10 protein-coding genes are annotated in these 12,905 nt (G+C 66.5%); 7 read left to right on the forward strand and 3 right to left on the reverse strand.

Annotation, left to right across the window (positions count from 1 at the left end):
• Positions 1-2: 2 nt before the first annotated feature.
• The 6 genes from prmB (at position 3) to IB259_RS08700 (ending at position 8,271) form a co-directional block, all read left to right on the forward strand.
• Positions 3-899: a 50S ribosomal protein L3 N(5)-glutamine methyltransferase gene (gene prmB, locus IB259_RS08675; protein ID WP_054456040.1), complete on the forward strand. Its 897-nt coding sequence runs from the start codon at positions 3-5 to the stop codon at positions 897-899.
• Positions 896-2,830, forward strand: a complete 1,935-nt coding sequence (locus IB259_RS08680; protein WP_119449339.1) for an ABC-F family ATP-binding cassette domain-containing protein — start codon at positions 896-898, stop codon at positions 2,828-2,830. Before prmB ends, IB259_RS08680 begins: the two co-directional genes overlap by 4 nt.
• Before the next feature lie 124 nt (positions 2,831-2,954).
• The gene (locus IB259_RS08685; protein WP_054456036.1) at positions 2,955-3,443 is read left to right on the forward strand and encodes an RNA polymerase sigma factor; all 489 of its coding nucleotides are present in this window, start codon (positions 2,955-2,957) and stop codon (positions 3,441-3,443) included.
• A 2-nt stretch (positions 3,444-3,445) separates the two neighbouring features.
• Complete coding sequence (locus IB259_RS08690) at positions 3,446-4,366, forward strand: FecR domain-containing protein (protein ID WP_192328537.1); 921 nt, start codon at positions 3,446-3,448, stop codon at positions 4,364-4,366.
• A gap of 117 nt (positions 4,367-4,483) precedes the next feature.
• A complete protein-coding gene (locus IB259_RS08695; RefSeq protein WP_192328538.1) occupies positions 4,484-7,117 on the forward strand; it encodes a TonB-dependent receptor in 2,634 nt (877 codons plus the stop codon).
• A complete protein-coding gene (locus IB259_RS08700; protein WP_192328540.1) occupies positions 7,090-8,271 on the forward strand; it encodes a cytochrome-c peroxidase in 1,182 nt (393 codons plus the stop codon). The genes IB259_RS08695 and IB259_RS08700 overlap by 28 nt, the downstream gene beginning before the upstream one ends.
• Positions 8,272-8,337: 66 nt before the next feature.
• Here the strand turns inward: IB259_RS08700 and IB259_RS08705 are convergent, their stop codons facing one another.
• From IB259_RS08705 to IB259_RS08715, 3 genes are read right to left on the reverse strand one after another with little or no spacing between them, the layout of a single operon-like run.
• The gene (locus tag IB259_RS08705) at positions 8,338-8,643 is read right to left on the reverse strand and encodes a chorismate mutase (protein ID WP_054456030.1); all 306 of its coding nucleotides are present in this window, start codon (positions 8,641-8,643) and stop codon (positions 8,338-8,340) included.
• 5 nt (positions 8,644-8,648) lie between these two features.
• Entirely contained in the window at positions 8,649-10,943 is a 2,295-nt protein-coding gene (locus tag IB259_RS08710) for a UvrD-helicase domain-containing protein (protein WP_059373632.1), read from the reverse strand.
• On the reverse strand, positions 10,940-12,148 hold the full coding sequence (locus tag IB259_RS08715; protein ID WP_054456025.1) for a fatty acid desaturase: 1,209 nt from the start codon (positions 12,146-12,148) through the stop codon (positions 10,940-10,942). The genes IB259_RS08710 and IB259_RS08715 overlap by 4 nt, the downstream gene beginning before the upstream one ends.
• 355 nt (positions 12,149-12,503) lie before the next feature.
• On the opposite strand from IB259_RS08715, the gene IB259_RS08720 reads away from it, so the two are divergent.
• Entirely contained in the window at positions 12,504-12,899 is a 396-nt protein-coding gene (locus IB259_RS08720; RefSeq protein WP_192328542.1) for a hypothetical protein, read from the forward strand.
• Positions 12,900-12,905: the final 6 nt, after the last annotated feature.

Here is a 12,905-nt window from a genome sequence, read left to right on the forward strand (position 1 = left end):
ACATGTATCAATCCGCCCGCCAAGAACTGCTGACCCTGCGCGACCTGATCCGCTACGGCGTATCGCGCCTGAACGCCGCCCAGGTGGCGCTGGGACACGGCAGCGACAACGCCTGGGACGAGGCGGTCTACCTGACGCTGCACGCCTTGCATCTGCCGCTGGACACGCTGGAGCCCTTTCTGGACGCCCGCGTGCTCAGCGAAGAGCGCAACCGCGTGCTCGAATTGATCGACCGCCGCGTGACCGAGCGCCTGCCCGCCGCCTACCTCACCAACGAGGCCTGGCTGCGCGGCCATCGCTTCTACGTGGACCAGCGCGTCATCGTGCCGCGCTCGCCCATCGCTGAGTTGCTGGACCAGGGCCTTGCGCCCTGGGTGCAGGATGCGCTGGCGGTTGAGAACGTGCTGGACATGTGCACGGGGTCCGGCTGCCTGGCTATCCTGTCGGCGCTGGCCTTCCCCTATGCCCATGTGGACGCGGTCGACGTGTCCCCGGACGCGCTGGAAGTGGCGCGCCGCAACGTCGACGACTACGGCCTGGCGGACCGGCTGGACCTGCACGAAAGCAATCTGTTCGACAGCCTGCCGCCGCGCCTGTACGACGTCATCATCTGCAATCCGCCCTACGTGAACAGCGGCTCCATGGACGTCCTGCCCCAGGAGTACCGCCATGAACCGCAGTTGGCCCTGGCTGGCGGCGACGACGGCATGGACCTGGTGCGCCGCATCCTGGAAGCCGCGCCGCGCTTTCTCACGCCGGAAGGCGTGCTGGTGCTGGAGATCGGCCACGAACGCGACTTCTTCGAGGCCGCCTTCCCGCAGCTCTCGCCCGTGTGGCTGGACACCGAAGAAGCCTCCGACCAGCTTCTGCTGCTTACCCGCGAGCAACTCAGCCTGTGATACGCGCTACTGGATTGACCCTGCGCCGCGGCACCAAGGTGCTGCTGGACGGCGCTGAATTCGTCGTGCATCCGGGCGAGCGCGTGGGCATCGTCGGCAAGAACGGCGCGGGCAAGTCCTCGCTGTTCGCGCTCTTGACCGGCACGCTGGACCTGGACGCGGGCAACCTCGCCATGCCCGCCGGCTGGCGCATCGCCAGCGTCAAGCAGGAAATCGAAGCTGACGAGCGTCCGGCGCGAGAGTTCGTCATCGACGGCGACACGCATCTGCGCGAACTGCAGGCGCGCCGCGCCGAACTGACGGACGAGCAAGGCACGCAGATCGCCGAAGTGGAAGCGGCGCTGGTGGAAGCCGGCGCCTGGAGCGCGGCCTCGCGCGCCGAGCAACTGCTGGCCGGCCTGGGCTTCAAGCCCGCCGAATGGATGCAGCCGGTGGCGAGCTTTTCCGGCGGCTGGCGCATGCGCCTGGCCCTGGCCCGCGCGCTGATGGCGCCGTCCGAATTGCTGCTGCTGGACGAGCCCACCAACCACCTGGATCTCGACGCCATGCTGTGGCTGGAGAAATGGCTGGCCGCCTACCCCGGCACCGTCATGCTGATTTCCCACGACACCGAGTTCCTGGATGCGGTCGCCAAGTCCATCCTGCATTTCGACCACGCCAAGCTGGTGCGCTACCGCGGCGGCTATGGCGACTTCCTGACGCAGCGCGCCGAGCGCCTGCGCCAGACCAATATCGCCTACGAACGCCAGACCCGCGAAGCGGCCCGGCTGCAAGGCTTCATCGACCGCTTCAAGGCCAAGGCCTCCAAGGCCAAGCAGGCGCAGAGCCGCGTCAAGGCGCTGGCGCGCATGCAGGTGCTGGCGCCCTTGCACGCCGAGGCCGGCATCGACATCCGCATCCCCTCGCCCGACCAGGTGCCGGATCCCCTGCTGACCCTGGAGCACCTGTCGGCCGGCTACACGGACGCCGACGGCAACGCCGTGCCCATCCTGCGCGACGTGACGCTGATGGTGCGCGCGGGCAGCCGCGTCGGCGTGCTGGGCGCCAACGGCGCCGGCAAGAGCACGCTGATCAAGACCCTGGCCGAAGAACTGCCGGTGCAGGCGGGTACGCGCCGCGCCTCGCGCGGCTTGGCCATCGGCTATTTCCACCAGCACCAGCTGGACATGCTGGACGTGGACAGCACGCCCATCGCCCATCTGGCGCGCCTGGCCCCCGAGACCCGCGAACAGGAACTGCGCAACTATCTGGGCGGCTTCGGCTTTTCCGGCGACACGGTGACCAGCAAGGTCGGCCCCATGTCCGGCGGCGAAAAGGCGCGACTGGCGCTGTCCCTGATCGTCTGGCAAAAGCCCAACCTGCTGCTGCTGGACGAACCCAGCAACCACCTGGACGTGGAAACGCGCGAGGCCCTGGCCGCCGCGCTGGCGGACTTCGGCGGCAGCATGCTGCTGGTATCCCACGACCGCCACCTGCTGCGCACCACGGTGGACAGCTTCTGGATCGTGGCCGACGGCGCGGTACGCGAGTTCGACGGCGACCTGGAGGACTACCGCGACTGGCTCGCCGCCCGCAACGCCGGCGAACGCGCGGAAGCCGCGCGCGAGAACGCCGAAGGCAACGAACCGGTGGTGGACCGCAAGGCCCAGCGCCGCGCCGAAGCCGAACAGCGCCAGCGCCTGTCCGCGCTGCGCAAGCCGCTCGAATCCAGGCTCGCCAAGGTCGAGGCCGAGATGGAGAAGCTGCGCGCCAAGCTGCATGCGCTGGACGCCGTCATCGCCGATCCGGACCTGTACTCGGATGCGCGCCGCGCCGAACGCCAAAAGGTCATGGCCGAGCATGGCGAACACGGCAAGCGCATGGACGAGCTGGAAGAACAGTGGCTCGAAATCCAGGGCTCGCTGGAAGAGATCGAACAGTCCGAGGCCTGACGGCCTGCGGCGGGCGCCCTGCCCGCCGCCGCTTCCTGCGCTCTCTCCTTATCTAGAAATAGAAATCGTTATCATTTATACTCTGGCGCGAATTTGACTCTATCTGGCGCCCGGCGCCGGCGACATGTCTACGCTCACGGATGTATTTCTCCGCCATTACCGAGAGGTGCTGGGTTTTCTCTCTTTGCGCACCGGCTCGCGCGACGTCGCGCAAGACTGCGCCCAGGACACCTGGATCAAGCTGGCGGAATTCAAGGACAGGACGCGTCCCGACAACGACCGCGCCTACGTCTTCCGCGTGGCCGCCAACATCGCTACCGACTGGCACCGGCGCCGCAGCCGCGAACAGGCCGCCACCGCCGACTACGCCGCTTCGCGCCCTACCCTGCATGAACCCGACACCCTGGACGTGGCTGCCGCGCGGCAGATGCTGCGCAGGCTGGAAACCGCGCTGCTGGCCCAGCCGCGCCGCAGCCTGGACGTGTTCGTGCTGCACCGGCACGAGGGTCTGAGCTACCGCGCCATCGCCGAGCGTTTCGCGATTTCGGTCAGCGCGGTGGAGAAACACATGATGCGCATCCTGCTGGCCTGCGACCAGGCGCTGGCATCCTGAGCATGGCCGCCCCCAAGACCGGCAGCGCCCAGGAAGAAGCGTCGCGCTGGGTCGTGCGCCACAGCGGTCAGGGCATGGATGCGCAAGCCCAGGCGGAGTTCGAAGCCTGGTACCGCGCTGACGCCAGCCACGCCGCCGCCTATGAACGGCTGGCGCGCCTGTGGCGGCGAATGGGCGAGATCGAACGCGGCAAGCTGCTGGCGCCACGGCGCGCGCATAAGCGCGGCGCGGCGGCCGCGCTTGTATTGCTGGCCGCCTGGCCAGCCTGGCAATTGCTGCGTACGGTCCATCCTGACGCCGACTACACGACCGGCGCCGAAGTGCGCCGCGTGGCCCTGCCCGACGGCTCCAGCGCCACCCTGGATGCGGACTCCGCCATCGCCATCGATTTCGCACCGGGCAAGCGCGAAGTACGGCTCCTGGCCGGGCGAGCGTTGTTCACGGCCGCACCACGCGCGCCTGGTGGTCCGGATTTCACGGTGGTGACGCCGGACGCGTCCGCAGCCGCACTAGGCACCCGCTATGTCGTGGCGCGCGAGGCCGACGGCACGCGCGTGGCGGTGTACGAACATCGCGTGGCAGTCCATTGCCTGGTCTGCCAGGATGACGCCGCCTTGGCGCTGGACGCGGGCCAGGAGGCTGCCGTGTCGGCGACGGGCATCACGCGCTTCGCCGCCCCGCAGGAACCGGCGCCGGACTGGAGCCAGGGCCTGCTGGCCTTCAACGATGTCGCATTGCCCGAGGCCGCTGCGCGGCTATCCCGCTATGGCGGCAAGCACATCCTGGTGCTGGGCGAAACCGCCAGGCGTTTGCGCGTCTCGGGCATCGCCAGCATCGGCGATCCCAAGCGAGCGCTGGAATTGCTGCTGGCGCAGGCCAAGGTCGGCATTACCGAGCTGCCAGGCCTGCTGATCTTGCGTTGAAGCCGATTGCCAATCAGTAAATGAGAATCGATATAAATTATTCATCGGCAATCCGCTGAGGTAATCCGTGCCTGCACACGTCCTACGGCTGACATCAACACCCGCTTGGACGCATTCATGCTGTTTCCCCACTTCAACCGGCGCGCCCGCCGGTCTGGCGCTTCGGCGGCGCTGCTCATCGCCGCGTTGATAACGGCTTCGCCGGCCCCCGCTCAGTCGACCGCGCCCGTCGCCTATGACCTGCCGGCCCAACCCCTGGGCGACGCACTGCTCGCGCTGGGCCGACAGGCGGGCCTGGAGATCTCGTTTCCGCCGGCGGCGGTGGCGGGCAAGACTTCGCCCCCGCTGCAAGGAGAGTATTCGCCGCTGCTCGCGCTGAACCACCTGCTGGCGGGGTCCGGACTGGCGCTGCGCGCGGACGGACCTGGCCGCTACATCGTCTACGTGGACAAGACCAACCAGTTTTCCGCCCTGCGCCTGGATGCCGTGCGGGTCTACGGCGAGCAGGTGGGCGAGCGCATCTATACCCGCGAGGACATCGCCGAAACGCCCAGCTCCAACCGCGACCTCAGCACGCTGGTGGCGACGCATCCGGCGGTGCGCACCAATCCGGGCGCCGCCGGCTCGCAGAACCGCGGCTCGCTCAATGTGGAGGACATTTCCTTCCACGGCTCCAGCCCCTACCAGAACTTGTTCCAGCTCGACGGCATGGACGCGACCAACCGCGTGAACCCGGCCAGCAAGAACCTGAACCTGCAGGTCGGCAACGTGCCCAGCAACCCGCAGTCGTACTTCGTGGACACGAGCCTGCTGGAGGAAGTGCGCGTGCACGACAGCTTCGTGCCGGTGGAGTACGGCCGCTTCACGGGCGGCGTCGTCGACGCCAGGCTGCGCCGCTTTTCCGGCGAAAACCGCTTGAATCTGGACTACCGCTGGAACACTTCCAAAATGACTCGGCAGGAGGTCGCCGAGGGCGAACAAAACAGTTGGGCGCAGGGCAAGCCGGGCTATTCGCCGGAATGGAAAAAGCGCTTCTACTCCGCCGTGGGCGACCTCGCCTTCAATGAAAAGTCAGGCGCCGTGCTGGCCATGTCGCGCCGCGAATCGGACATCACGCGCTGGAACATGGGCGTGGACGACAAGGGACAGCCGGCGCCGGGCCAGGCCGCCTACAGCGACCGGATCGACAACTTCCTGGGCAAGTTCAGCGTGCGCGCCAGCGCCGATACCACGGCCGACCTGACGCTGAAATACAGCGACCGCAGCGAAACCCTGGCCAGCGACCTGTTCCGGCACACCCGCTGGGACAACAACCATGAGGCGCGCGGCATAGGCGTCAACGTAGACCACTACTTCCAGGGCGGCCGGCTTGCGCTGCAGGCGGGCTGGGACCGGTCGCTCAGCAACCGCGAATCCGTCGGCGACGAGCTGGCGACATTCAGCCCCTACCTGCTGCCGCGGTACACGGCGGGCGGCTTCGGCAAGGAGCAGACGCGACAGGACACCTGGACGCTGAAGGGCCGGGTCGACCTGGATCCGGTGCGCACGGGCGTGTTCACGCATATCCCCTATGCAGGCGCGGAACTGAACCAGGTGCAGGCGAACTTCGAGCGTTTCCAGGAAAGCCACTCCTACCAGCGCGCTTACAACCGCGACGGCAGCTATCGGGATTTCAGCAAGGTCCGCTACCTGCCCGGCACCGTGGACGTGAACTACAACATGGCCAGCCTTTATCTGTCGGACCGCATCGAATGGCAACGGCTGGCGCTGGACGCCGGCCTGCGCTACGACCGCGAGACGTTCCTCGGCAACAACAACCTGTCGCCGCGCACGCGGTTGGATTGGGACATGTTCGGTTCGGGCGATACCCTGCTCAGCGCCGGCTGGTCGCGGTACTACGGGGCCGGCGTGCTGGAGACGGCGCTCAAGGAAGAACGCAGCCGCCTGCGGCGCCAGGTGCTGGACAAGAACGGCAAGCCCGTGGCGGACGGCAGCAAGGAGTACTACGTGGAGTACAAGGGCCTGCGCATGCCCTATGACGATGAATGGGCGGTCTCGCTGCGCCAGCGCATGGCGGGCATGGAAGGCGTGCTGAGCTACGTGCGCCGCAACGGCCGCGACCAGTGGGCCACGACCGGCAACGACAAGGACGGCTACCGCTACACCAACGACGGCCTGTCCACCACCGACGGCGTCAGCCTGTCGCTGCGCACGCTGGAGCCCTGGCGCCTGGGCGAGACGCGCTGGAACATGCAGGCCAGCTGGAGCTGGCAGAAGCGCAAGACCAATGCGGACCTGGTCGAAGGCTACAACGGCGACGCGCGCGACCCCGGCGAATACGTGATCTACAACGGCTCGCGCCTGCGCGCCATCGACCTGCCTCCAAGCTCCTTCTACCAGCCACAGATCGCCACCCTCAGCCTGACCGGCGCGTGGCCGCGCGCCGGCCTGACCTGGAGCAACATGGTGAACTGGCGCAGCAAGCGCGACGCCACCGTCTACGTCGGGCGCGGTCCGCGGCCCGACTACCTGGATCGATTCGAATCCGGCGATATCCCGTCCTACTGGACCTGGGACACCAAGCTTTCCTGGAATCCCACGTTTGCGCGCAGTCTGGAATTCACGGTCGAAGTCCTGAACGTGCTGGACCGCAGGCCCGCCGTGACGGCCAGCAATCCCAACGTCAAGACCAACCGCAGTACCTATCAGACGGGACGGGAGCTATGGCTGCAAGTCGGTTACCGCTTCTGATCCTGGGCGCGGCGCTGACGCTGGCGGCGTCCCTATCCCACGCCGATGCAGACGCCCAGGACGATCAGGCCGCCTGCCGTACGCCCACGGGCTGGAATGCCGCTTGCCTGCGGCCGCTGTACGCTGGGCCGCCCTCGGCCTGGCCAGCGCCCACTATCGATCCTGGCGTGGCCTGGCGCGAATGGGGGCCGGTGCCGCCGGCCTCCAATCCGCCCCTATCCTGGACCGCGGCCAACGCCGGCCAGGCGGAACTGGCTGCGGACGTCGCGCGCCCGGCGGTGGTGACGCTGGGGCAGATGCTGTTCTTCGATACCCGGCTGTCGCGCAAGGGGCAGGTGTCCTGCGTCTCCTGTCATCTGCCGCAGCGCGCCTTCACCGACGGCCTCGCGCTGGCCGTGGGCGAAGACAAGCTGATGGGCAGGCGGCGCTCCACGCCGCTGTATGCGGCGCCGTTCGCGCCCCGGTTGTTCTGGGACGGACGCGCCGCCAGCCTGAAGGACCAGGTGCTGGGCCCCATCCACGATCCCCGCGAAATGAACCATGACGCCGACGGCGCCGTGGCGCGCCTGTTGGCGGCCGATCCCTACCCTGCGCAGTTCCTGCAAGCATTCGGCGTCGCCCCGGCAGCGCAGCCGCCTGTGGACGCCGACCGCCTGGCGCGCGCGCTGGCCGCCTATGTCGCTACGCTTCGGCCCGAAACCACGCGCTTCGACAAGTTCCTGGATGGACAATCGAATGCGCTGGACGACAGCGAGTTAATCGGCATGCACCTGTTCCGCACCCAGGCGCGCTGCATGAACTGCCACAGCGGCGCGATGCTGACGGATCACCAGTTCCACAACATCGGCCTGTCCTTCTATGGCCGCCGCAACCAGGATCTGGGGCGCTACGAGGCGACGCGCAATCCCGCCGATCTTGGCAAGTTCCGCACGCCCAGCCTGCGCAATGTGTCGCGTGCCGGACCGTGGATGCACAACGGCCTGTTTCCCGACCTGAAGGGCCTGCTGCGGATGTACAACGCCGGCATGGGCCGCGATCCCGTGCCCAGCGATCCGCCCGACCCGTATGCGCCCAGCAAGTCCGAACACATCCGGCCGCTCGCGTTGAGCGCGGACGAGATCGACGCCTTGCTGGCGTTCATGCAGGTCTTGTAGGAAAGGGAGAGGCGGCGCCCGGCAGCTTGCAGATGATGCAGGCTTCCATGCGCCGCCGGCCTGGCATTACGAGTACGGGCGCTCGCGCAGGCGGGTGTGGTGGTCGACCACGGTGTCGATCACTTCGCGCAGGATGGTTTCGGCAAGCGCGGGCGGCACGCCCGCCTCTTGCGCCAGGCGGCGGATGCGCGCGACCTGCTGCTCCTCGCGCTTGGGATCCACCAGGTCCATGCCCAGATCGCGCTTGAGCTCGCCGATCATGTCCGTGCAGCGGAACCGCACGCCCAGCAGCAGCATTATCTGCTGGTCGATTTCATCGACCTCGGCGCGCAGCGACGCCAGCTCGGCTTTGGAAGTATCGTTGTCGGCCATGAGTATCAACCCTGAACAATGTCAAGTTTGGCGATGCCCAGCGCCAAGGTCTTGGCGCCCACGTCGCGGAACTGGATTTCAGCCTGGGCGTCCTGCCCTGCTCCGCTCAAGCCGATGATCGTGCCTTCGCCGAACCGCGCGTGGTGCACGCCCTGACCTACACGATACTGCTTGTCGCCCACCGTGACGCCGGTGGTAACGCTGCGGGCTTGACGCGGCGCAATGGTATTGGTGGGCTTGCGGCCAAAAGCGTCGCCGCGGTTGCCGCCGCCCCAGCCGGCGCCCGTGCCGCCAACCTGGGCCAGGCCGGCCTTGGGCGACAGCCACTTCAGGTGCTGTTCGGGGATTTCTTCCAGGAAGCGCGAACGCATCGCGTAGCGCGTCTGGCCGTGCAGCATCCGGCTTTGCGCCAGGCTGATGTACAGGCGCTGGCGCGCACGCGTGATGGCCACGTACATGAGGCGGCGTTCTTCTTCCAGTCCGGAAGCTTCCAGGACGCTGTTCTCGTGCGGGAACAGCCCCTCTTCCAGGCCGGTGATGAACACCGCGTCGAACTCCAGGCCCTTGGCCGCGTGCACGGTCATGAGCTGGACGGCGTCCTGGCCCTGCTGGGCCTGGTTGTCGCCCGCTTCCAGCGCCGCATGCGACAGGAACGCCGCCAGCGGAGTCAAACCGTCGGATGCCACGACCGGCGCGTCGACCACGCCCGCGTTCAGCGTGGAGGCCGTGTCCTGTTCGGGCACCACGCCGGCAGGCATGCCGTCGTAGTTTTCCTCGGACGCGAACACCGCCGCGGCGGTAACCAGTTCGCTCAGGTTTTCCAGGCGCTCCGCGCCTTCGCGTTCGGCCTTGTAATGCGCGTTCAGGCCGCTGGCCTCGAGCATGTGCTCGACCATTTCCGGCAGCGGCAGGTCGCGGGTCTCTTCGATCAGGCGATGGATCAGCTGCGCGAATTGCGCCAGGTTGGAGCCGCCCTTGCCGGGCACCAGGGCCACGGCCGCGTAAAGGCTGGTGTCGTGCGCGCGCGCGGCGTCGCCCAATTGCTCCAGCGTGCGCGCGCCGATGCCGCGCGTGGGGAAATTGACGACCCGCATCCACGAGGTGTCGTCGTGCGGATTGGCCATCAGGCGCAGGTAGGCCAGCGCGTGCTTGATTTCCTGGCGCTCGAAAAAACGCAGGCCGCCGTACACCTTGTAGGGAATGCCGGCGGAAAAGATGGCGTGTTCCAGCACGCGCGACTGCGCGTTGCTGCGGTAGAGCACGGCGATCTCGCGGCGCAGGCTGCCTTCGCGAATCAGGGAGCGGATCTCGTCCACGATCCACTGCGCTTCCATGCCGTCGGACGGCTGCTCGATGACGCGCACCGGCTCGCCGTCGCCCTGCTCGGTCCAGAGGTTCTTGCCCAGGCGGCCGGTGTTATGGCCGATCAGCGCGTTGGCGGAATCCAGGATGTGGCCAAAAGAGCGGTAGTTCTGCTCCAGGCGGATCACGGTGCCGCGCGCGTAGTCGCGTTCAAAGTCAGCCATGTTGCCGACGTTGGCGCCGCGGAAGGCATAGATCGACTGGTCGTCGTCGCCCACCGCGAAGATTGCGGCGCCGCCGCCGGCCAACAGGCGCAGCCACTTGTACTGCAGCGTGTTGGTGTCCTGGAACTCGTCGACCAGGATGTGGCGGAAACGGCGCTGGTAGTGCTCGCGCACCGGCGCATTGCGCGACAGCAGTTCGTAGGCGCGCAGCAGCAGCTCGGCAAAGTCCACCACGCCTTCGCGCAGGCACTGGGCCTCGTAGAGCTGGTAGATCTCGATCAGGCGACGGCGATGGGCGTCGTAGGCTTCCACGTCGGCGGGACGCAGGCCTTCTTCCTTGGCGCCGTTGATGAAGCGCTGCACGTCGCGCGGAGGATACTTTTCGTCGTCGACGCCATTGGCCTTCATCAGGCGCTTGATCGCCGCGAGCTGGTCGGTGACGTCCAGGATCTGGAAGCTTTGCGGCAGGCCGGCATCGCGGTGATGCGCGCGCAGCATGCGGTTGCACAGGCCATGGAAGGTGCCGATCCACAGGCCGCGCGTATCGATCGGCAGGATGGCCGACATGCGCGCGAGCATTTCGCGCGCCGCCTTGTTGGTGAACGTGACCGCCAGCAGCCCAAAAGGCGAGGCCTGGCCGGTTTGAATCAGCCAGGCCATGCGGGTGGTGAGCACCCGGGTCTTGCCGCTGCCCGCCCCGGCCAGGACCAGGGCGTGCTGCGGTTCTAACGTTACTGCGGCGCGTTGTTCAGGATTGAGCTTCTCTAGCATCATGCCGCGTAGCGGCGCAGACGTTGAGCGAATTGCTCGAGCCCGGCGATGCCGCTTTGCTGGGCGCGCTGGCACCAGGCCTGCAGGTCATGAAGAAGCTGTTCGCTGCTGGCGCTGGAACTTTCCCAGATGCGGCCGAGTTCACGGCGCATCTGTACCAGCGTGGCGAGCGACTTGTTGCGGGCGATGGCTTGATCCACGGCGGCAACCTGTTCGGGTTGGAGGATGTCCTCGTTGCGGTGGATGGCGCGGCGCACGCTGTGCAGCTTGGTCCAGTCGCACTCGGCGCTGTCCTTGTTGCGCGAATCCTTCAGCTTGGCCAGCTCTTCACGGGCGGCGCTCTTGATCACGTCCGCATAGCGGGCCATGACTTCGTAGCGGTGCGTGATCACGCCCTGCAGGGTGCGCAGGTCGATGCCGGTCTTGCTGTCGTCCAGCTTGAGCTTGGGCGCAACCTTCTTGATCTTGGCCAGGCCGAAGAACTTCAGGATGTTGATGTAGCACCAGCCGATGTCGAATTCGTACCACTTGGCCGAGAACTTGGCCGACGTGCCATGGGCGTGGTGGTTGTTGTGCAGCTCTTCGCCGCCGATCACGATGCCCCAGGGGAACACGTTGGTGCTGGTGTCCGGGCTGTTGTAGTTGCGGTAGCCCCAGTAGTGGCCGATGCCGTTGACGACGCCGGCGGCCCAGAAGGGGATCCAGGCCATCTGCACGGCCCATACCGTGACGCCGATGGCGCCGAACAGGGCGATGTCGATGGCGAGCATGGTCAGCACGCCCCACAGGCTGTGCTTGCTGTAGACGTTGCGCTCGAGCCAGTCGTCAGGCGTGCCGTGGCCGAACTTGGCCATGGTTTCCTTGTTGTTCGATTCTTCGCGGTACAGTTCCGCGCCGCGGAACAGCACCTTCCAGATGCCGAACAGGATGGGCGAATGGGGATCGCCTTCCTTTTCGCACTTGGCGTGGTGCTTGCGGTGAATGGCCACCCATTCCTTGGTGACCATGCCGGTCGTCATCCAGAGCCAGAAACGGAAGAAGTGCATGACGGCCGGATGCAGATCCAGACCACGGTGCGCTTGGCTGCGATGGAGAAAGACCGTGACCGACACAATCGTGATGTGCGTCACAACCAGAGTGAACACGACAACCTGCCACCAAGTGGCTTGGGTCAGACCGCCGGCAATGAAGGAAAGGATGTAATCCATAAAGCTGTTAGGAGCCTCGCTAGAGAAGTGCCTGGAGTTTAGCTTACCTTGGCTGACTTATGACAAGGTAGTTTCAAAATAGTTTTTGAGCGAAATCAAGGACTAAGCCCCGGTTTTTCAGGGCAAAAACCCACTCTCGCCACCAAAAATGCGGGTTGCGAGGCCGAGCCTTGCGGCACGCGGCGCTAGGGCCGTCCTCCCCAGGGTAGGTGGGGGGCATACGCGAAGGCGCAAGGTTTGGGCTCGATTTCGCCGTTAAAGTTCCTGTCAGCTTGGCGTCCGGTCTTGAAGCGGACTTGCGGCTGGCGCACACTGCGGGTGCTTTACCGACCAAACTGTCTCTTTTGTCCCACTGATGTTGCTGAAAAAAATCCGTCCCCAATTTTTTTACGCCCTGGCCGCGCTGGGCGCCGCCCTGCCCGCCACCGTTTCCGCGCAAACGCTGAAATCGGGCGACGTCGCCGTGCTGGCCTCGTACTACGAGATCCGCGGATCGGACTGCCTGGCGCTGCGCGCGCCGCGCGTATCGCTCACCATGACGCCGCGCCTGGGCAAGGCCAACATCATGCAGACGCGGGGCCAGTCCAGCGATTCCGGGCGTTGCGCCTACCAGACCGTGCCGGTATCCCAGGTGGTCTACCAGGCGGACCAGCCAGGCAATGACAGCCTGGCCTGGGAAGTGAAGTACCAGAACAAGACCCTGGGCACGCGCCGCTACAGCGCCACGGTGGTGGTGACGCCGGGTCCCTGACCCGGC

It is taken from the genome of Achromobacter sp. ACM04 (assembly GCF_014851465.1).
In the GTDB taxonomy this organism is placed as follows: Bacteria; Pseudomonadota; Gammaproteobacteria; order Burkholderiales; family Burkholderiaceae_B; genus Achromobacter; species Achromobacter aegrifaciens.